Below are 19,501 nucleotides of genomic sequence, written 5' to 3'. Positions count from 1 at the left end.
ACCATGGCCACGCTGCACACTCAGCTCAACCCGCGCTCGCCGGAGTTCATCGCCAACCGCGATGCGATGCTCGGACACGTCGAGGCCCTGCGCACCCTGCTCGCACACATTCGCCAAGGCGGCGGTCCCAAGGCCCAGGAACGGCACACCTCGCGGGGCAAGTTGCTGCCCCGTGAACGCATCAACCGGCTGCTGGACCCGGGTTCGCCGTTTTTGGAAATCAGCCCATTGGCAGCCCACGACGTCTATGGCGAAGACGTGCCGGCGGCCGGCGTGATTGCCGGCATCGGCCGCGTGGAAGGCGTCGAATGCATGATTGTCGCCAACGATGCGACGGTCAAAGGTGGCTCCTACTACCCGCTGACGGTGAAAAAACACCTGCGCGCCCAGACCATCGCCCAGCAGAATCGCCTGCCCTGCATTTACCTGGTGGACTCTGGCGGCGCCAACCTGCCGCGCCAGGACGAGGTGTTCCCGGACCGTGAGCACTTCGGCCGGATCTTCTTCAACCAGGCCAACATGAGTGCCCAGGGCATCCCGCAGATCGCCGTGGTCATGGGTTCCTGCACCGCCGGTGGCGCCTATGTGCCGGCCATGGCGGACGAGGCGATCATGGTCCGTCAGCAGGCGACGATTTTTCTCGCCGGCCCGCCGTTGGTGAAAGCCGCCACCGGTGAGGTGGTCAGTGCCGAAGACCTGGGCGGCGCCGATGTGCACTGCAAGATCTCCGGCGTGGCCGACCATTATGCCGACAGCGACGAACATGCCCTGGCACTGGCCCGCCGCAGCGTGGCCAACCTCAATTGGCGCAAACAGGGCGAGTTGCCGCATCGTCTGCCAATTGCCCCGCTCTACTCGGGCGAGGAGCTGTACGGCGTGGTTTCGGCCGACGCCAAGCAGCCGTTCGATGTGCGGGAAGTGATCGCGCGCCTGGTGGACGGCTCGGTGTTCGACGAATTCAAGGCGCTGTTCGGAACGACGCTGGTGTGCGGCTTCGCCCACTTGCACGGCTACCCGATCGCGATCCTGGCCAACAACGGCATTCTCTTCGCCGAAGCCGCGCAGAAAGGCGCGCACTTCATCGAATTGGCCTGTCAGCGCGGGATCCCGTTGCTGTTCTTGCAGAACATCACCGGTTTCATGGTCGGGCAGAAGTACGAAGCCGGCGGCATCGCCAAGCACGGGGCCAAACTGGTGACAGCCGTGGCCTGCGCGAAAGTGCCGAAATTCACCGTGATCATTGGCGGCAGTTTCGGCGCAGGTAACTACGGCATGTGCGGCCGCGCCTACGACCCGCGGTTCCTGTGGATGTGGCCGAACGCGCGGATTGGCGTGATGGGCGCCGAACAGGCGGCCGGCGTGCTGGTACAGGTCAAGCGTGAACAAGCCGAACGCAGCGGCCATCCCTTCAGCGCCGAACAGGAAGCCGAGATCAAGCAACCGATCCTCGATCAGTACGAAGAACAGGGTCACCCCTACTATTCCAGTGCCAGGCTGTGGGACGACGGCGTCATCGACCCGGCCCAGACCCGCGATGTGCTGGGCCTGGCCTTGTCCGCGTCACTGAACGCGCCTATCGAACCGAGCCGCTTCGGCGTGTTCCGGATGTAAACGGGGAATGTCCATGGATAACTTCAACACCCTCGAACTGCACACCGACCCACGGGGCGTTGCCACCTTGTGGCTCAGCCGCGAGTCGAAAAATAACGCGTTCAATGCCGAAATGATCCGCGAACTGATCCTCGCCCTGGACCACGTCAGCAGCGATCCAAGCTTGCGCTTCCTGCTGATCCGCGGTCGCGGCAAGCATTTCAGCGCCGGCGCCGACCTCGCCTGGATGCAGCAATCGGCCGAGCTCGACTACCACACCAACCTCGATGACGCCCGGGAACTGGCGGAGCTGATGTACAACCTCGCCAAGCTGAAAATTCCTACGCTGGCCGTCGTCCAGGGCGCCGCGTTCGGTGGCGCACTGGGGCTGATCAGCGCTTGTGACATGGCCATTGGCGCCGATGAAGCACAGTTCTGCCTGTCGGAAGTGCGCATTGGCCTGGCGCCGGCGGTGATCAGCCCGTTCGTGGTGCAGGCCATCGGCGAGCGTGCCACGCGTCGTTATGCCCTGACGGCGGAGCGCTTCGACGGGCAACGTGCGAAAGAAATCGGTTTGCTGTCGGAAAGTTACCCGGCCGAGGCCCTGGATTATCAAGTCGAACAATGGATCGACAACCTGTTGCTCAACAGCCCGGCGGCCATGCGCGCCAGCAAGGAACTGCTGCGTGAAGTCGGCAACGGCGCCCTTACCCCGGCGCTGCGGCGCTACACCGAAAATGCCATCGCCCGCATCCGCGTCAGCCCGGAGGGCCAGGAAGGCCTGCGGGCGTTCCTGCAAAAGCGTGCGCCGAACTGGCAAGCCGAATCGAATAACAAGGAGCCGCGTCGATGAGCGCCCCTGCCCTCACCACGTTGCTGGTGGCCAACCGTGGCGAAATCGCCTGCCGCGTGATGCGCACCGCCAAGGCCATGGGCCTGACCACCGTTGCCGTCCACAGCGCCACCGACCGCGATGCCCGCCACAGCCGTGAAGCCGACATCCGCGTCGACCTGGGCGGCAGCAAAGCCGCCGACAGCTACCTGCAAATCGACAAGCTGATCGCCGCAGCGAAAGCCAGCGGCGCCCAAGCCATCCATCCCGGTTATGGCTTTCTGTCCGAGAACGCCGGGTTCGCCCGAGCGATAGAAAGCGCCGGGCTGATCTTCCTCGGCCCACCGGCCTCGGCCATTGATGCCATGGGCAGCAAATCGGCGGCCAAGGCCTTGATGGAAACCGCCGGGGTGCCCCTGGTGCCGGGTTATCACGGCGAAGCCCAGGACCTGGAGACCTTTCGCGACGCCGCCGAGCGCATCGGCTACCCGGTATTGCTCAAAGCCACGGCCGGCGGTGGCGGCAAGGGCATGAAAGTCGTCGAGGACGTCAGCCAACTGGCCGAAGCCCTGGCCTCGGCCCAGCGTGAAGCGCAGTCCTCGTTCGGCGACTCACGGATGCTGGTGGAAAAATACCTGCTCAAGCCACGCCATGTGGAAATCCAGGTATTTGCCGACCAACACGGCAACTGCCTGTACCTCAACGAACGCGATTGCTCGATCCAGCGCCGCCACCAGAAAGTCGTGGAAGAAGCCCCCGCCCCCGGCCTGACCCCGCAACTGCGCCAGGCCATGGGTGAAGCCGCCGTGCGCGCAGCCCAGGCGATTGGTTACGTCGGGGCCGGCACGGTGGAGTTCCTGCTGGATGCGCGGGGCGAGTTTTTCTTCATGGAAATGAACACCCGGTTGCAGGTCGAGCATCCGGTCACCGAAGCGATCACCGGACTGGACCTGGTAGCCTGGCAGATCCGCGTCGCCCAAGGCGAACCCTTGCCGATCACTCAAGCGCAAGTGCCGCTGCTCGGTCACGCCATCGAAGTGCGGCTGTATGCCGAAGACCCGGTCAACGATTTCCTGCCGGCCACCGGGCGCCTGGCGTTGTATCGAGAATCGGCCGAGGGCCCAGGCCGGCGGGTCGACAGCGGGGTTGAAGAAGGCGATGAAATCTCGCCGTTCTACGACCCGATGCTCGGCAAGCTGATTGCCTGGGGTGAAGACCGGGAACAGGCGCGCTTGCGGCTGTTGAGCATGCTCGACGAATTTGCCATTGGCGGGCTGAAAACCAACATCGGGTTCCTGCGCCGAATCGTGGCCCACCCCGCCTTCGCGGCAGCAGAACTGGACACAGGATTTATCCCACGTTACCAGGCGCAATTGCTGCCAGAGCCGGGCGAATTGGATGACGCATTCTGGTTAGCAGCCGCCCAGGGCTTCGCCTTGAGCCTGGCACCGCGCGTGCGCGGCGATGATGCCGATTCGCCCTGGGCCAGCAGCACCGGGTTGCGTCTGGGGCTGCCCAGGGAAACTACCTTGCACCTGAGCTGCGAAGGCCAGGATCGCGCGCTGACGCTGGACGTTAGCGCCCATTGCGCGGAACTCGAGGGCGAGCAACTGGTGATCGAGCACCACGGCCTGCGCCGCAGTCATCGGGCCATTCGCCAGGGCGACAGCCTGTATCTGCAATGGGCGGGTGACCTGCACCGGATCGACCTGTACGACCCGTTGGCCGCCGCAGAGGCCAGCCACAGCCATCAAGGTGGCCTGGCCGCGCCCATGAACGGCAGTATCGTCCGGGTACTGGTGAGTGTCGGCCAGTCGGTGGAGGCCGGGGCTCAACTGGTGGTGCTGGAGGCCATGAAAATGGAGCACAGCATTCGTGCGCCCAAGGCCGGCGTGATCAAGGCGCTGTATTGCCAGGAAGGCGAAATGGTCAGCGAAGGCAGCGCCCTGGTCGCGTTCGAAGAATAGGCATCGGCCCGCTCCCAGGGCCGATCCAGTCAGAACCTGATGGTGGCCTGCACCACCACACCGATGAGGCGACATTGCTCGGTGTACAGGTTTTTCGGGTAAGTCGGATTGAGCGGAACCAGGTAACGCTGCCCGCTCTCCTCGATCAATTTGCGAAAGGTCGCGTCACTGCTGCCGGGCAAGCAGGCAACCACCAGTTTGCCGGGCACCGCCTCGACGGCCGGATCCACCAGGATCGACATGCCCTCGGGAATGCTCAAGCCGCTGGGTGCGGTCATCGCGTCGCCCACCACCACCAGCCAGAACGCGGCCCCCAGGGCGTGGTAGTCCGTCAGTTCGTAGCGCGCCGGGCTGTAGGCGCCAGGATCGCCTTCGCGAACCTCGCCAACCTCGTGCCATTCACTGACCGGGTAGCGGAAGTACGGGTTGTACTTCTGCGCCAGGGTCATGCCTTCGTCCGTGGAGGTGTCCGGCTCGCGAATCACCATCGCCACTTCCAGAAACTCCAGCCCCAATTCCCGCAGGACCCGGTTCATGTCATCGACACTGGGTTGCCGGCGCCTGGTCAGCCAATGGCCGACGCCGCCCTGGGACATTCCCAACCGTTCTGCGAGCACCACTTGCGTGATGCGCAGCTCCTTCATCTTGGCCTTGACCAACTCTATCCATTTATCCATGTGCGGCACGATACGTGGATGACTCCGACCATTCAAAACACAAATTGTAGTATTTAAATTATCGTCACAATTACGATAAGTACTATTCTGGATTCAGGAGTTCAGCCCCACACACGGAGATTTTCCTCACCATGGATACACCCAACAAAGACCAGCCCAGCAGCCCTTTCGACAGCACGTTCCCTTCCTTTCAGGATTGCCCGGCGGCCAAACGCGCCCTCGACTACTACTTGAAACCAAGTGTTTCCCAGGCACAGTCAGAACATCGCTTCTTCGACGTCAACCACAGCGTCAGCGCAGAAGAAGCCCTTGTTCACGCCTCCGACCTGCTGCGCTGTGCAGCGGCGACCGCCCACGAGTCTGCCAACCAGTTGAACGGCTCGAGCCGTGACCTGGCATTTTCGGTGGTGCACATGATTGATCTGGTCAAGGTGATGCTTGACCGATCCCTGGATGGCTACCCGACTCGCTAGGGGTAACGCTTGGGAATGTCGCCGCGAACGCGGACGACGAGAAAAATTTTCCAATCGGTGCGATAAAACCATTTGACTTGCAAATGATAATGATTATTATTGCATCAGCTGGTCGCGAGATCAGTCGATAGATCAGAAGACCTTAGGTCGGACTTCTGGAATATCTCCTCATCAGGCTAATCACGGTTTTTGACCCGGCTTTTTGCCGGGTCTTTTTTTTGCCGATTTTTCGGCTTATGGCTTCAGGCTAATGAAGTCTTTTGGGTGCTGCCAATTCGGTGGCGGCGATGATAGCAAATGAATATCCGTTTGCAAGAGACGCCCCGCCACACAGGCGAAAACTATCGACAACCAGCGCTTGAGAATCAATTGCAGACTCTCTAAGCTGGCTCGGCGTCCAGGGAGGACGCCCCCTCGTTTACGTGACGTAAATCGTCTCGGTTCCCCCGTCTTGCGTGTACAGTAATGGCCATGAAAATCCTCTCCAGGAATCGTGACCGTGGCTAAATCTTCCTTTGATATCAGTGCCAATTTCGACAGCGGCAACATCGAGGTCGTCGACATCAGCAACCCGTTGCAGTCGTTGCTCAAGATCAGGCCCGACACCCGCAGCGCCCATTTCCAGTGGTTCCACTTCAAGGCCAGCGGCCTGCACGTCGGCCAGGAGTATTCCTTTCGGCTGCTCAACGCCAGTCAATCGTCTTACAACAAGGCCTGGACGGGCTATCAGGCCGTTGCCTCCTACGATCACGTCAACTGGTTCCGCGTTCCGACCCAATTTGAAGGCGACGCCCTGCGTTTTTATCTGGAGACCGAACAGACCAACGCCTGGTTCGCCTACTTCGAACCCTACAGTCGCGGCCGACATGATTGGCTGATCGAGCAAGCGCAACACAAGGCCGGCACCGAACTATTGGCCGTCGGTAAAAGCGTGGAAGGCCGTGACATTCAACTGCTGCGCAAGGGCAGCGGTGCCGAAGGCCGGCGCAAAGTCTGGATCATCGCCCAGCAGCATCCCGGCGAGCACATGGCCGAGTGGTTCATGGAGGGCGTGATCGAACGCCTCCAGCAGCATGACGATGCGCAACTGAACCAGTTGCTCGCCAAGGCCGATCTGTACCTGGTGCCGAACATGAACCCGGACGGCGCGTTCCACGGGCATCTGCGGACCAACGCCATAGGCCAGGACCTCAACCGCGCCTGGCAGAACGCCAGTCCGGAAATCAGCCCCGAGGTGTTTTTCGTCCAGCAGCAAATGGAAAAGTACGGCGTCGATCTGTTCCTCGATGCTCACGGCGATGAGGAAATCCCCCACGTCTTCACCGCCGGTTGCGAAGGCAACCCGGGCTACACGCCACGCATTGCCGAACTTGAAGAGCGCTTTCGCAGCCATCTCAAGCATCAGACCAAAGACTTCCAGACTGCTTACGGCTACACCCGCGACGAACCGGGCCAGGCCAACATGACCCTGGCCTGTAACGCGGTCGGCCAGAAATATGACTGCCTGTCCCTGACCCTGGAAATGCCGTTCAAGGACCACAACGATCACCCGAACCCGATCACCGGCTGGTCTGGCAAACGCTCGATGCAACTGGGCAAGGATGTGTTGAGCACCATCGAGGCCATGGTTGACGAATTGCGCTGATCCAACGACCTGATCATGTCCCTCGTCTAGGGTGAACACCTGTGGCGAGGGAGCTTGCTCCCGCTCGGCGTTGTAGGAGCTGGCGAAGCCTGCGATCTTTTGATCTTTCACTTGAAATTCAAGCGCCAGTGGAAAGATCGCAGCCTCGCTTCGCTCGGCAGCTCCTACAGACACTACCCAGCGGGAGCAAGCTCCCTCGCCACAGGGTTCATTAGCCTTTGCCGCGCAACATACTGTCCAACACCTCATCCCGGCGCACCCACGCGTGAAACAGCGCCGCCGCCAGATGCACCAGCACCGTCACGAACAACAGGTAAGCCAGGTACCCGTGGGCCTTGCGCAGCAGTGCGAACGTCTGGGCGTGCGCTGGCAGAATCGACGGCAGTTGCAACGAGTCGCCGAGCATCACCGGGTCCCCCGCCGCCGAAATCATGCCCCAGCCCAACAGCGGCAGGACCAGCATCAGGGCGTACAACAGCACATGCGAGGCGTTTGCCGCCAGCACTTGCCAGGCCGGTAGATCGGCCGGCAGCGGCGGTTGGCGGGTAGTAAAACGCACCACCAAGCGCACGATCACCAACAGCAAAATCGCGATACCCAATGGCTTGTGCAACTGCAGCAGCCATTCATGGCGTTCGGACACCGAGGCGACCATGCCCGCGCCGATGAACAGCATGGCGATGATCATCACTGCCATCAGCCAGTGCAGCAGCCGGGCCAGCGGTGCAAAGTGACGAGGGGCGCTCATGGGCGGGACTCCTGTTTGGCGGGCAACTGGCTCACTTCGCTGGCACGTCGCAGGTAGGAACTGGCGTAGGCGGCGGAGCGCGCGACCAATAGCGGGTCTTCGGAACCTTCGATCCCTTGGGGCAGGATCAGCGGGTCATAGTTGATGTCGCGGCATTCGCCGTTGTTCTGCGCCTGGGTGCGCTCAAGCACCAACGTGCCGGCATTGAGTACCTTGCGGTCGGCGGGCCAGGCCTTGCTGGCATCGTTCACCGGGTCACCCGGGTTGGCCAGGGTGATGTTCAACTGCCAGCGCAACGGCCCGGCGGCGAGACGCTTGGCCAAGTCCTGCTCGAGGAAGTCGCCCCCCTGGGGTGGCGTCGCATCCGCAGCATCCTGGCTCATCGGCACCACGCCCCAGCGCACCGCCTGGCGCTGCCCGGCAGGGTTGACCAGATAGAACGCGTTGATGCCGTTGTAGGTTTCGGTGGCATAGCTGGCCGACGGCTTGGCGCTCTTGATCCATTGCAGGAACGGCACCGCTTCGGGGTGCGCAGCAAAGAACGCCGGTACGGCCGCAGGGTTCGGTTTTCCTGTGGCAGGGTCCGGCGACTGGGCTTGCTGGAGTTGGTAGAAGGCTTCGGGCGTGCCCACCGGAAACACCGGCATGCTGTTCATGCCGGTGCGCCATTGCTGGCCGTTGGCCTGGGTAAAGCGCAGTGCCAGGCTGCGAATCGGCACACCGCCGTCCGGTGCATAGGGGTTGCCGCTGGGCAAGGCGAAACGCCCAACCACTGGCGTTTGCGGCTGCGAGAACACTTGGGCGCTGGAATAGGCGCTGGCCTCGCCCGTGCTTTGGAAATAGCCCGCGACGCAGACACCTTTTGAGTGGTTGCGTCGAAAGCCTGGGTGAACGCCGTTGTTTTTTTCCAGCACATTGACCAATGCCTGCGGTGTCAGGCGCTGTGGGTCGAGGCTACCATTGACGTAGGCAAACGCCCCGGCCAGCGCGGCAACAATCACGGCGATGCCGCTCAGGCGCAATGTCAGGCCGGCGGCACTCAAGGGTGGCCGGCTCGACGAGGGTGAAGGATCAACCATGAGAAAGCTCCAGGGCTCGGGGCCATTTGTTGGAAAGGACCCGTCAGACGAAGGCGTGACAGGTTTATTCCCACGCCTCGTATTTATTTTTCCTGCACTGGAATAATCTCGTTTGCGGGTCGTCTTTCCAGTCCCGGCGCAGTGACTGCCCACAGAAGCCACACCCTTATGAACGCATTCGACGAACAGTTGCGCGAGCTCATCCCCAGGCTACGGCGTTTTGCCGTGTCGCTGACGCGCAACCCGAGCAACGCCGACGATCTGGTGCAGATGTGCCTGGAACGGGCATTGTCCAAGTGGAACGACAAGCGTCCGGACGGCGATCTGCGAGCCTGGCTGTTTTCGATTCTGTATCGGCAGTTTCTCGACGGTCATCGCCGCTCCCGACGGTATGCGCGCATGCTGGAGTTTTTCACCGGCCGCGACGATGCCCACCCTTCGGCCGAGCGCAGCGTGATCGCGCAATCGTCCCTGCAGGCCTTCGACCAACTCACGACGGAACAACGCGCGCTGTTGTTGTGGGTGTCGGTGGAAGGCTTGAGTTACCAGCAAGTCGCCGACATCCTCGGCGTGCCGACCGGCACGGTCATGTCCCGCCTGTCCCGCGCTCGCCAGGCCCTGCGCCAACTCAGCGACGGCGAAATCACCCGCCCTACCCTGCGGATACTCAAATGATCAACATGCCCCCCAGCGACAGCGACCTGCACGCCTACGTCGATCGCCAACTGAGCGAGGCCGACCAGCGCCTGGTGCAGGCCTACCTGGCCAACCAGCCGGAAGTCGCCGCCCGGGTCCGCGCCTGGCAACAGGACGCACAGCACCTGCGCACGGCCTTGAGCGGCGCCTTGCAACAACCGCCCAACCCGGACCTCGACCCGGCCATGATTCGCCAGCGCCTGAAACATCGCTCCCGCCGCCATTTGGCCAACGCCGCCGTGTTGCTGCTGGCCGTCAGCGTGGGTGGCTTCGGTGGCTGGCAGGCGCGGCAAATGACCCTGCTCAGCGCCGCAGCCCCCATGGCCGATGCCTTGCAGGCATACCGTTTGATTGCCCAGCAGGGCATCCTTCCGGCCGATTACCAGACCGGTGACGAGCAGAGCATGCAAGGCTGGCTCGACCGCTACTTCACCCAGGCCGACCGACTGCCTGACCTGTCGGGTGCCGGCTTCAGGCCGGTCAGCGGGCGCTTGCTCAGCACCGAACAAGGCGCGGCGGCGATGGTGGTCTATCAGGACCCGAGCGGTCAGAAAATCAGCTTCTACGTGCGCCCACCCGGCCCGAAAAATTTCCTCCTGCCCCGGGGCAGTCGCCGCGAGGGCGAGCTGCAAGCCGAGTACTGGTCCGGGCCGGGCTACAACTATGCGATGGTCATCCCCAGTGATACGCCGACGGTGCAGCGGCTCAAGCAGACCCTGAATTTCTGAGCACCCCATCTACCTGTGGAACATCCCTGTGGGAGCGAGCCTGCTCGCGATAGCGGTAGTTCAGTTAGAGATGATGTCGACTGTCACACCGCTATCGCGAGCAGGCTCGCTCCCACAGGGAACATCAGTTGCTTTTGAGAGTGTGTTCAGCCCTGCCCAAACACCTGCGAAGGCCTGCGCAGCAACGGATCGAACGGGTTGATCCGCGGTCCGATCAGGGCCGCCTCGCGCTTGAGCATGTCCACCACCGTCGGCAGGCGATCGGGCCCCAGGCGGTCGCTCACGGTTGCCACGCTCAACGCGGCCACGGCCCGGCCGTCACGATCGAGAATCGGCACGGCCACCCCGGCCATGCCTTGCAATAGGCCTGTATTGCGCCCGGCGTAGCCCAGCGTACGGACGTTCTCCACTTCCGAGCGCAGGAAGACTTCGTCGTACAAATGGCCGATCCGCGCCTCAAGGACAAAGTGGTGTTCCAGTCGATGGCCTCGTCCACGTTCGGCCTGCACGGCTTTTTGATGTTCAACCGGATCCAGGGCGACAGCGAAACCGACGTTGAGCCGGGCGTCAAGGCCTGGCCGAACACGGTGGGGCGCAACGTGCTGGCGTACATCCCGAGCTCGGCGAAGCTATCCGAAATGCTGCAGACCGACGAAGCCGCGCTGTTCCCGCTGACGCCGACCCAGGTGACCGCGCTGAAACTCAAGGGCATGCCGGTCGAATATGCCCAGCCGAAGGAAGGCGCCGTGGTCCTCAACGTCGCCGAATGCGCCATCGCGCAAAACACCCAACCGGAACTGGCGCAAAAGCTCGCGGCTTTCCTGCTGACCCCGCAAGCCCAGGCCATCGCCCTGGAAGAAGGCGACCAGATCCCGTCCAACCCCAACACCCCGACCACCGACAAGACTCGCGGTCAGGTGGAGGCGATGAAGCAATACCTGGAAACGGCGATTGCCGTGGATTGGGACCAGGTCAACGAACAACGCCCGGCCTGGAACGCCCGCTGGAACCGCAGTATCGAGCGCTAGCGCGATCGACTGTGGCAAGGGGAGCGACACTGTTGTGGGAAAAACTGCTGTGAACAAATGCTGTGGGAGCAAGGCTTGCCCGCGATGAAAATGACGCGGTCTCTGAGAAAACGAGGCGCCTGCATCGCGGGCAAGCCTTGCTCCCACAGATAAATCCCCTCGCCACAGGGTGTTGTACTGAGCTGATTATTGGTTAACTGTCTGGCTACGGACGCCAGACCCTCCCCTTGATCAACAGCGACCCCCACCATGCACACCCTCGCCCAACTACGCGCCGGCCAGCTCTGCGGCATTACCCGGCTGGACCTGGCCTGCGGCTTGACGGAGTTTCCCCGGGAAATCTTCGACCTGGCCGACTCCCTCGAGATTCTCAACCTCAGTGGCAATCAGTTGGACACGCTGCCCGACGACCTGCATCGGCTGACGCGCCTGCGTGTGCTGTTCTGTTCGGACAACCGCTTCACAGAACTGCCCGAATGCCTGGGCCGTTGCAGCGCCTTGACCATGGTCGGTTTCAAGGCCAATCGCATCGCGCACGTCACGGGCGCCGCACTGCCGCCACGGCTGCACTGGTTGATCCTGACCGACAACTGCGTCAGCCAATTGCCAGATGAACTGGGCCAACGCCCCGATCTGCAAAAACTGATGCTGGCCGGCAACCGCTTGCGGCAATTACCGGCGAGCCTGAGCCAGTGTCATCGCCTCGAACTGTTGCGCATCGCCGCCAACCAACTGAGCGAACTGCCGCAATGGCTGCTCACGTTGTCGAGCCTCAGTTGGCTGGCCTACGCCGGCAACCCGCTGGAAGCCCAGGCAGAAGCGGCGGCGCTGAATACCACGACGTCTATCGACTGGTCGCATCTGGAACTGCAACAACCACTGGGCGAAGGCGCGTCGGGGGTGATTCATCAGGCGCTCTGGCAGGCGCCCGGCCAGGCGGCACGAAAGGTCGCAGTGAAGCTGTACAAAGGCCAGATGACCAGCGACGGCTCGCCCCTGCATGAGATGCATGCCTGCATCACGGCCGGTCGCCACTCGAACCTGATTGAGGTGCTGGGCCAGGTTGCCGGGCACCCCGAGCAACAGGCCGGGCTGGTGATGGCGCTGGTCGAGCCCAGCTACCGTAACCTCGCCGGGCTGCCGAGCCTGGCGTCATGCAGCCGCGACGTCTATGCCGATGAACTGCGCCTGAGCGCTCCGGCGGCCCTGCGCATCGCCCATGGCATCGCCTCGGTGGCGGCGCACCTGCACCGCCAGGGCATCACCCACGGAGATCTCTACGGGCACAATATTCTGTGCGATGACCAGGGCGATTGCCTGCTGGGGGATTTTGGCGCGGCGTCGTTCCACGCCACCACAGACAACCTGCAAACCCGCGCACTGCAACGCATCGAAGTGCGGGCCTTCGGGATTCTGCTGGGGGAATTGCTGGCGCGGATCGAACCGGGGCTCGGTGCGCAGGATCTTGCGTGGCTGCTGGATTTGCAAGCGCGCTGCTGTCAGCCGGAGGTGCTGGCACGGCCAGGGTTCGATGAGATTGAAAGGTTGCTGAGCGAGTTCAAACACATCGACTAAACCAGCACCCCAAGCTAACAAGCACACCGCCTATTGTGGCGAGGGGATTTATCTGTGGGAGCAAGGCTTGCCCGCGATGCGGACACCCCGTTTTCTCAGAGACCGCGTCATCTTCATCGCGGGCAAGCCTTGCTCCCACAGAATGAACCGCACCCAGGGATAAATTCCCTCGTCACAGGGGTGTACTGCTTAACCCGCCAACCCGACAAACATGTCCTGCACGTCATCGTGGTTGTCGAGGCCTTCGAGGAAGGCTTCGACTTCAGCCATCTGCTCGTCGGTGAGGCCACTGACCGGGTTTTTCGGCTGGTAGCCCAGCTTGGCCGACAATACGGTGAAACCCTGCTCCGGCAAGGCCTTCTGGACAGCGTCGAGGTCGGCAGGGTCGGTGAGGAACAACGTCGCGTCGTCTTCGCCCGGCTCGAAATCCTGGGCGCCGGCCTCGATGGCGGCCATTTCCGGATCGGCGTCCGGGCTGTCCGGCGCGGCTTCGATCATGCCGACATGGTTGAAGTCCCACGCCACCGAACCCGAGGCGCCGAGTTGGCCCTTGCGGAACGCGACGCGAATTTCGGCAACGGTGCGGTTGATGTTATCGGTCACGCATTCAACGATCAGCGGCACCTGGTGCGGCGCGAACCCTTCGTAGGTGACGCGGTGGTATTGCACGGTTTCACCGAGCTGGCCAGAACCTTTCTTGATCGCACGTTCCAGGGTCTCGCGGGGCATCGAGGCCTTCTTCGCCTGTTCGACAACCAGTCGCAAGTGCGCGTTGGTAGCGGTATCCGCACCGTTGCGCGCGGCAATGGTGATTTCCTTCACCAGTTTGCCGAAGATCTTGCCCTTGGCGTTGGCAGCCGCTTCTTTGTGTTTAACCTTCCACTGTGCGCCCATTACTCACTCTCTTGTCTGACGCGCCGAGACATCTGCCGGCCGGCGCTGTGGCGCAAGTTTATACGGCCTAAACCGGCTGATCGACCAAAAAATGCACCCTGCCGGATCGACATTTTCACAGCGTGTTGTAGGGCGTTTCTGAAATAGCGCCTCACAAGCACCGTTTTCCCCCGCGGTTTCGTACCCTCTGCGCCTCTCTCCCCGCCAGTAGGAGCTGCGATGCGCAACGACACGGAAAGTCCCTTCAGCCTGACGCTCACGCAAAGCGACTTGCAACTGCAAGTCTTGCGCTTCAACGGCCGCGAAGCCCTCAACCAGCCATACCGCTTTGACCTCGAACTGATCGGCCTGGCCCCACCGATAGATCCCAAGCTGCTCTTGGGGGAACCGGCCTTCCTGCGCCTGGACGGTGAATCGGGCGTCCATGGGATTGTCCACAGCGTTAGCCTCAATGCCCTGGCGCCGCGGCGCATCGGCTATCGCTTGACGTTGGTTCCCTACCTCCAGCAACTGGAGCAAGGCCCGCGGCGCCGGGTTTTCCATCGGCTCAGCGTGGTACAGGTGCTGCAACGCCTGCTGGAAGAACACGCGCTACCCGTCGACGGTTACCGTTTCGAACTGCCCCATGGGCAGTATCCGTGTCGCCCATTCTGCATCCAGTACGACGAAAGCGACCTGACCCTCCTGCAACGGCTGTGCGAGGAGGAAGGCATCCATTACCACTTCGAACACGCGCCCCAGGGCCATGTCCTGGTGTTTGCCGAAGACCCGAAGAGCTTTCCCGCGCGCCCCGTCGAGCTGCCTCTGCACCCGAACGACAGCCAGCTACCGACCATCAAGCGCTTGTATTTGCGTCACCACCCGATGATGCCTGGCCTGCCTGTCGGGTTCAGTGACCGGGCCCAGCCCGAAACCGAGGCCTCGGCAGCGAATCAACCCCTTGAGCGGATCGATCACGAAGCCATGCGCAGCAACCCGGCCTTGGCTCACCGTTACCAGGCCGGTCGCCGCCACCTTGAACGATTGCGCTGCCGGCAACGGGAAATCCATGGCCACAGCACCCAACCGACCGTGCACGGCGGCAACATCGTGCAGATCTGCGAACACCCGGTTTCCACCTTCAACGATCAATGGCTGATCACCGAGGTCCAGCATCGCGGACGACAGTTTTCGATCCTGGAACCGGACCTGCCCACCACACCGTCGGCCCGTGACTACCGCAACCGGTTCACCGCCATTCCCTGGTCTACCACGTTCCGGCCGGCCCTCAAGCACCCCAAGCCCTGCATCCCCGGGTACCACCTGGCCTATGTACTCGGCCGCACCGGCCAGCCGGCCAGCCCCGATGAGCGCGGCCAGGTGAGTGTCAGCCTATGGGCGCCGGACCAGGACGGCATCACGCTGCCCGTGTCGCGGCTGACGCTGGATGGCAGCCCCAGCCTGATGGCCGGCAGCGAAGTGCTGGTGAGTTTTCTCGATGGCGACCCTGATCGACCGGTGCTGTGCCCGGGGGCTGTCGATACTGGCGCAGGACAAACCGCCGCACCCCCGAAACCGCCCCGGCGCAATCCTGATGCCGGGTTGCTGTTGGACTGGCTGCTGAATCCGCCGGACTTCACACCCTGATACATCCCTGTGGCTTCATGCGGGCAAAACTGATCTGGCTCATGCCAATTCAACGAAACGGGCTTACAGTAAATAGACAACGCCGCTCTAGACGGCGCTCTACCCTGATCGTTGGAGATACCCGCAATGCCCTGGAAAAGCTCAGAAAGCCGCTACAGTACCGTCACGGTGACCTTGCATTGGCTGATGCTGGTGCTGCTGGCCGTGGTTTATGCCTGCATCGAGTTCCGGGGGATTTTCCCCAAGGGCAGTGGCGGCCGGACCCTGATCAAGGAAGCGCACTTCATGCTCGGCCTGACAGTGTTCCTACTGGTCTGGCTGCGCCTGTTCGCCCGCAGCATGGGTAAGACACCGGCGATTTTCCCGGCCTCGCCTGTGTGGCAAACCGTCCTGGCTCGCCTGATGCACTGGGCGCTGTACCTGTTCATGATCGCCATGCCGCTGCTGGGCTGGCTGATCACCAGCGCCGAAGGTCATCAAGTGATGTTCTACGGTTTCGATCTGCCCTTGCTCATCGATCAGGACAAGGAGTTTGCCAAGCAACTGGAAGGCTGGCATGTGCTGGGTGGCACCATCGGCTATTGGTTGATTGGCTTGCATGCCTTGGCGGGGCTGTACCACCACTATGTGGTACGGGACAACACGCTGTTGCGGATGATGCCCAAACGCGGCTGATCGCTGTTACTCGAACCCTCGGCGGCCTTGCAAACCGCCGGTGTGGACGAAAATCAAACGGGTGCCGGGGGCAAAGCCTCCGGCCTCGACCCGCGCTTTAAGCAACATCAAGGCTTTGCCGGTGTACAACGGCTCCAGTTCGATGGCCGCCGTGGTTTCGATGAACTCGGCGAGTTCGGCATCGACCCGGGCGAAACCGCCACGGCTGCCGTCGAACAGTTCATAAAGCGCACGGCAAAGGCCCGCCTCCCCCAAGATGCTTTCGACTTGCTGCGCCACGCCATGGTCCTGGGGCACCGCCAGCACGCCATAGACCGGACGCTGTCCTGCTTCGGCCAGCACCAGCCCGGCCAGCGATGTGCCGGTGCCGCAGGCCAGCCACCAGCCGTGATAATCCGCCCATCCCAACGTTGCCAGTTGTTCACGGACATTGGCTGCCCAGGCCATGCAGCCTAGTGCGCCAGGCAACCCCGAACCGCCCTCGGGCACCGGATGCAAATAGGGATAGCGGATCTGCCACGGCGCCCAGAAACCCGGCGCGTGCCGCTCTCGGTATCCGCCAAAACCCAACCAGTGCAGGTCCATGCCAAACGCCTTCAGGTCGCGCACTGTTGGCGTGTCCTGGGGATGACCACGCAACAACCCCACCGTGGGAAACCCGAAGCGCTTGCCCGCCGCGGCCAACGCATGCAAATGGTTGGAATAGGCCCCGCCCAGGCTCATGACCCCCTCGGCACCGGCCTCATGGGCGGCGCGCAAATGATGGACCAGCTTGAACCACTTGTTGCCGCTGATCAGCGGATCGATCCGGTCCAGGCGCAACACCGCCACTTCAACACCGGCACGGGCGAGCCAGTCCAGGTGAAGGGGGTCGAGTCGGGGTTGGGGATGCCAGTCGAGGGCGGGAAGCAGCATGGCAGCAGGCCCGTGGGGAAATAGGCCGGCATCTTAACAGCTGGTCGCGGACTCCCTGACATCGAAAAAACTTGTGGGAGCGAGCCTGCTCGCGATAGCGGTGGGTCAGCCAGCATTTCTGAAACTGACTAACCGCCATCGCGAGCAGGCTCGCTCCCACAGGGGATCCGGGTGTCTACAGGGCTGTACGTTACAACTGCGCCGCCAACCGCGAACCCTGGTTGATCGCCCGCTTGGCGTCCAGCTCCGCCGCCACGTCGGCACCGCCGATGAGGTGAACGGTCTGCCCCGCCGCCTCCAGGCCTTCCTGCAATTCACGCAGCGGATCCTGGCCGGCGCAGATCACGATGTTGTCCACGGCCAGCACGTGCGGCTCACCGGTTTCGCCGATGCGAATGTGCAAGCCATCGTCGTCGATCTTCAGGTACTCGACGCTGTTGAGCATCTGCACCTGCTTGTTCTTCAGGCCCGTGCGGTGAATCCAGCCGGTGGTCTTGCCCAGGCCGTCACCGACCTTGGACGCCTTGCGTTGCAGCAGGAACACCTGGCGCGCCGGTGCATGAGGTTCGGCCTTGATCCCGGCCACGCCGCCGCGAGCCTCGAGGTGGGTGTCGATACCCCACTCCTTCCAGAACGCCTCGCGGTCCTGGCTGGTGGCAACGCCCTGATGCACCAGGAACTCCGACACGTCGAAGCCGATACCGCCGGCACCAATCACCGCGACACTGCGGCCCACCGGCTTGCGCTCGAGGATCACGTCCAGGTAGCTCAACACCTTGGCATGCTCCACCCCGGGAATCGCCGGCACGCGTGGGGCGATGCCGGTAGCAAGAATGATCTCGTCATAACCGCCAGCCACCAATTGCGCCACATCCACCCGAGTGTCGAGGCACAGTTCGACATGGCTGGTCTGCAATTTGCGCTTGAAGTAGCGCAGGGTTTCGAAGAACTCCTCCTTGCCCGGCACGCGCTTGGCGACGTTGAACTGGCCACCGATTTCACTGGCCGAATCGAACAGCGTTACCTGATGCCCACGCTCGGCCGCCACCGTGGCAGCGGACAAGCCGGCCGGGCCGGCACCGACCACGGCGATTTTCTTCACCTGGGTCACCGGCAGATAGTTCAGCTCGGTTTCGTGGCAGGCCCGCGGGTTCACCAGGCAACTGGTGAGCTTGCCGCCAAAGGTGTGGTCCAGGCACGCCTGGTTGCAACCGATGCAGGTGTTGATTTCATCGCCGCGACCGGCAGCGGCCTTGTTGACGAACTCCGGATCGGCCAGGAACGGCCGGGCCATGGAGACCATGTCGGCATCGCCTTCAGCGAGGATCTGCTCGGCCACTTCCGGGGTGTTGATGCGGTTGGTGGTGATCAGCGGGATGCTCACCGAGCCACGCAGCTTGGCCGTGACCTTGCTGAACGCGGCGCGCGGAACCTTGGTGGCGATGGTGGGAATTCGCGCTTCGTGCCAACCGATACCGGTGTTGATGATCGTCGCGCCGGCCTGCTCGATGGCCTTGGCCAACTGGACGATTTCGTCCCAGGTGCTGCCGCCTTCCACCAGATCGAGCATCGACAGGCGAAAGATGATGATGAAATTCGGGCCTACCGCCTCGCGCACCCGACGCACGATTTCCACCGGCAGGCGCATGCGGTTCTCATAGCTGCCGCCCCAACGGTCGGTACGGTGGTTGGTGTGGGCCGCCAGGAACTGGTTAATGAAATAACCTTCCGAGCCCATGATCTCGACGCCGTCGTATTCGGCCTTCTGGGCCAGTACCGAACAGGTGACGAAATCGCTGATCTGTTTCTCGATGCCCTCCTCGTCCAGTTCCTTGGGCTTGAACGGGTTGATCGGCGCCTGGATCGCGCTCGGTGCCACCTGCTTGGGACTGTAGGCGTAGCGCCCGGCATGGAGAATCTGCATGCAGATCTTGCCACCGGCCTCGTGTACGGCCCGGGTAACGATCTGGTGCTTGAGCGCTTCTTCTTCGGTGGTCAGCTTGGCTGCGCCGGAGTAGACACCGCCTTCGTCGTTCGGTCCGATCCCACCGGTGACCATCAGGCCGACGCCACCCCGGGCACGCTCGGCAAAGTACGCCGCCATGCGTTCGAAGCCGCCGGGTTTCTCTTCCAGGCCGGTGTGCATCGAGCCCATCAGGGTACGGTTGCGCAAGGTGGTGAAACCCAGGTCCAGCGGGGCCAGCAGGTGCGGGTAATGAGAGGTGGTCATCGGTAACTCCACAACGGGCGATCACGGGAAAAAGCGCGAGCTCTGCGGCTTGCGTCTGTCATGACCCACAGCGTAAGAGTCGGGGTGCGGGCGCTCAATGACCGTAACTGACAACTTAATGAT

At 62.5% G+C, this 19,501-nt stretch carries 16 protein-coding genes and 2 pseudogenes; 11 read left to right on the top strand and 7 right to left on the bottom strand.

Annotated elements, in window-relative coordinates; genetic code table 11:
• The first annotated feature begins 3 nt into the window (after positions 1–3).
• The 3 genes from AD662_RS10360 to AD662_RS10350 are packed head-to-tail and all read left to right on the top strand — an operon-like array spanning position 4 to position 4,389.
• Positions 4–1,611, top strand: coding sequence for a carboxyl transferase domain-containing protein (locus tag AD662_RS10360; protein ID WP_053187000.1), 1,608 nt, complete (start codon positions 4–6; stop codon positions 1,609–1,611).
• Between the two features lie 13 nt (positions 1,612–1,624).
• Positions 1,625–2,443, top strand: a complete 819-nt coding sequence (locus AD662_RS10355) for a gamma-carboxygeranoyl-CoA hydratase (RefSeq protein WP_053186997.1) — start codon at positions 1,625–1,627, stop codon at positions 2,441–2,443.
• Positions 2,440–4,389 carry an acetyl/propionyl/methylcrotonyl-CoA carboxylase subunit alpha gene (locus AD662_RS10350; RefSeq protein WP_053186994.1) on the top strand — a complete coding sequence of 650 codons (1,950 nt, stop codon included), beginning with the start codon at positions 2,440–2,442 and terminating at the stop codon, positions 4,387–4,389. Before AD662_RS10355 ends, AD662_RS10350 begins: the two co-directional genes overlap by 4 nt.
• A gap of 29 nt (positions 4,390–4,418) precedes the next feature.
• Here the strand turns inward: AD662_RS10350 and AD662_RS10345 are convergent, their stop codons facing one another.
• Positions 4,419–5,066, bottom strand: coding sequence for a LexA family protein (locus AD662_RS10345; RefSeq protein WP_024616054.1), 648 nt, complete (start codon positions 5,064–5,066; stop codon positions 4,419–4,421).
• A gap of 131 nt (positions 5,067–5,197) precedes the next feature.
• Here AD662_RS10345 and AD662_RS10340 point away from each other — a divergent pair, with 131 nt between their 5' ends.
• Positions 5,198–5,539, top strand: coding sequence for a DUF6124 family protein (locus AD662_RS10340; protein ID WP_053186991.1), 342 nt, complete (start codon positions 5,198–5,200; stop codon positions 5,537–5,539).
• Between the two features lie 493 nt (positions 5,540–6,032).
• Complete coding sequence (locus AD662_RS10335; RefSeq protein WP_053186988.1) at positions 6,033–7,184, top strand: M14 family metallopeptidase; 1,152 nt, start codon at positions 6,033–6,035, stop codon at positions 7,182–7,184.
• A 211-nt stretch (positions 7,185–7,395) separates the two neighbouring features.
• Here the strand turns inward: AD662_RS10335 and AD662_RS10330 are convergent, their stop codons facing one another.
• Both AD662_RS10330 and AD662_RS10325 read right to left on the bottom strand, forming a co-directional pair.
• Complete coding sequence (locus tag AD662_RS10330) at positions 7,396–7,932, bottom strand: cytochrome b (RefSeq protein ID WP_003199979.1); 537 nt, start codon at positions 7,930–7,932, stop codon at positions 7,396–7,398.
• The gene (locus AD662_RS10325) at positions 7,929–9,011 is read right to left on the bottom strand and encodes a catalase family peroxidase (RefSeq protein WP_053186985.1); all 1,083 of its coding nucleotides are present in this window, start codon (positions 9,009–9,011) and stop codon (positions 7,929–7,931) included. Before AD662_RS10325 ends, AD662_RS10330 begins: the two co-directional genes overlap by 4 nt.
• Before the next feature lie 168 nt (positions 9,012–9,179).
• Between AD662_RS10325 and AD662_RS10320 the strand changes: the two genes are divergently transcribed.
• Positions 9,180–9,686 carry a sigma-70 family RNA polymerase sigma factor gene (locus AD662_RS10320; protein ID WP_018602303.1) on the top strand — a complete coding sequence of 169 codons (507 nt, stop codon included), beginning with the start codon at positions 9,180–9,182 and terminating at the stop codon, positions 9,684–9,686.
• On the top strand, positions 9,683–10,435 hold the full coding sequence (locus tag AD662_RS10315) for an anti-sigma factor family protein (RefSeq protein ID WP_053178690.1): 753 nt from the start codon (positions 9,683–9,685) through the stop codon (positions 10,433–10,435). The genes AD662_RS10320 and AD662_RS10315 overlap by 4 nt, the downstream gene beginning before the upstream one ends.
• A gap of 146 nt (positions 10,436–10,581) precedes the next feature.
• Here AD662_RS10315 and AD662_RS10310 read toward each other — a convergent pair.
• A pseudogene (locus AD662_RS10310) lies at positions 10,582–10,878 on the bottom strand (IclR family transcriptional regulator domain-containing protein); the annotation flags it as partial.
• Between AD662_RS10310 and AD662_RS10305 the strand changes: the two are divergent.
• Both AD662_RS10305 and AD662_RS10300 read left to right on the top strand, forming a co-directional pair.
• Positions 10,870–11,463 (top strand): annotated as a pseudogene (locus AD662_RS10305) (ABC transporter substrate-binding protein); the annotation flags it as partial. The pseudogenes AD662_RS10310 and AD662_RS10305 overlap by 9 nt on opposite strands.
• Positions 11,464–11,712: 249 nt before the next feature.
• Complete coding sequence (locus tag AD662_RS10300) at positions 11,713–13,038, top strand: leucine-rich repeat-containing protein kinase family protein (protein ID WP_053186982.1); 1,326 nt, start codon at positions 11,713–11,715, stop codon at positions 13,036–13,038.
• Positions 13,039–13,227: 189 nt separating this feature from the next.
• On the opposite strand, the gene AD662_RS10295 is transcribed toward AD662_RS10300, so the two are convergent.
• A complete protein-coding gene (locus AD662_RS10295; RefSeq protein ID WP_018602312.1) occupies positions 13,228–13,932 on the bottom strand; it encodes a YebC/PmpR family DNA-binding transcriptional regulator in 705 nt (234 codons plus the stop codon).
• 219 nt (positions 13,933–14,151) lie between these two features.
• Here AD662_RS10295 and AD662_RS10290 point away from each other — a divergent pair, with 219 nt between their 5' ends.
• Together AD662_RS10290 and AD662_RS10285 are read left to right on the top strand one after the other, a co-directional pair.
• A complete protein-coding gene (locus tag AD662_RS10290) occupies positions 14,152–15,558 on the top strand; it encodes a type VI secretion system Vgr family protein (RefSeq protein ID WP_053186979.1) in 1,407 nt (468 codons plus the stop codon).
• Between the two features lie 126 nt (positions 15,559–15,684).
• A complete protein-coding gene (locus tag AD662_RS10285; protein WP_014339294.1) occupies positions 15,685–16,233 on the top strand; it encodes a cytochrome b in 549 nt (182 codons plus the stop codon).
• Positions 16,234–16,239: 6 nt separating this feature from the next.
• Here the strand turns inward: AD662_RS10285 and AD662_RS10280 are convergent, their stop codons facing one another.
• Positions 16,240–17,148, bottom strand: coding sequence for a 1-aminocyclopropane-1-carboxylate deaminase/D-cysteine desulfhydrase (locus AD662_RS10280; protein ID WP_053186977.1), 909 nt, complete (start codon positions 17,146–17,148; stop codon positions 16,240–16,242).
• Between the two features lie 190 nt (positions 17,149–17,338).
• Positions 17,339–19,378 carry an oxidoreductase gene (locus AD662_RS10275; RefSeq protein WP_018602319.1) on the bottom strand — a complete coding sequence of 680 codons (2,040 nt, stop codon included), beginning with the start codon at positions 19,376–19,378 and terminating at the stop codon, positions 17,339–17,341.
• Positions 19,379–19,501: the final 123 nt, after the last annotated feature.

The sequence above is a fragment of the Pseudomonas kilonensis genome, assembly GCF_001269885.1.
In the GTDB taxonomy this organism is placed as follows: domain Bacteria; phylum Pseudomonadota; class Gammaproteobacteria; order Pseudomonadales; family Pseudomonadaceae; genus Aquipseudomonas; species Aquipseudomonas kilonensis.
Note: the sequence above shows the minus strand (reverse complement) of the source record. Positions and strands in the feature narration are given on the sequence as shown.

What these genes read in the sequence shown, in the direction of transcription:
- AD662_RS10360 (WP_053187000.1), top strand. Translation starts at nt 4, where the DNA reads ATGGCCACGCTGCACACTCAGCTCAACCCGCGCTCGCCGGAGTTCATC.
- AD662_RS10355 (WP_053186997.1), top strand. Translation starts at nt 1,625, where the DNA reads ATGGATAACTTCAACACCCTCGAACTGCACACCGACCCACGGGGCGTT.
- AD662_RS10350 (WP_053186994.1), top strand. Translation starts at nt 2,440, where the DNA reads ATGAGCGCCCCTGCCCTCACCACGTTGCTGGTGGCCAACCGTGGCGAA.
- AD662_RS10345 (WP_024616054.1), bottom strand. Translation starts at nt 5,066, where the DNA reads ATGGATAAATGGATAGAGTTGGTCAAGGCCAAGATGAAGGAGCTGCGC.
- AD662_RS10340 (WP_053186991.1), top strand. Translation starts at nt 5,198, where the DNA reads ATGGATACACCCAACAAAGACCAGCCCAGCAGCCCTTTCGACAGCACG.
- AD662_RS10330 (WP_003199979.1), bottom strand. Translation starts at nt 7,932, where the DNA reads ATGAGCGCCCCTCGTCACTTTGCACCGCTGGCCCGGCTGCTGCACTGG.
- AD662_RS10325 (WP_053186985.1), bottom strand. Translation starts at nt 9,011, where the DNA reads ATGGTTGATCCTTCACCCTCGTCGAGCCGGCCACCCTTGAGTGCCGCC.
- AD662_RS10320 (WP_018602303.1), top strand. Translation starts at nt 9,180, where the DNA reads ATGAACGCATTCGACGAACAGTTGCGCGAGCTCATCCCCAGGCTACGG.
- AD662_RS10315 (WP_053178690.1), top strand. Translation starts at nt 9,683, where the DNA reads ATGATCAACATGCCCCCCAGCGACAGCGACCTGCACGCCTACGTCGAT.
- AD662_RS10300 (WP_053186982.1), top strand. Translation starts at nt 11,713, where the DNA reads ATGCACACCCTCGCCCAACTACGCGCCGGCCAGCTCTGCGGCATTACC.
- AD662_RS10295 (WP_018602312.1), bottom strand. Translation starts at nt 13,932, where the DNA reads ATGGGCGCACAGTGGAAGGTTAAACACAAAGAAGCGGCTGCCAACGCC.
- AD662_RS10290 (WP_053186979.1), top strand. Translation starts at nt 14,152, where the DNA reads ATGCGCAACGACACGGAAAGTCCCTTCAGCCTGACGCTCACGCAAAGC.
- AD662_RS10285 (WP_014339294.1), top strand. Translation starts at nt 15,685, where the DNA reads ATGCCCTGGAAAAGCTCAGAAAGCCGCTACAGTACCGTCACGGTGACC.
- AD662_RS10280 (WP_053186977.1), bottom strand. Translation starts at nt 17,148, where the DNA reads ATGCTGCTTCCCGCCCTCGACTGGCATCCCCAACCCCGACTCGACCCC.
- AD662_RS10275 (WP_018602319.1), bottom strand. Translation starts at nt 19,378, where the DNA reads ATGACCACCTCTCATTACCCGCACCTGCTGGCCCCGCTGGACCTGGGT.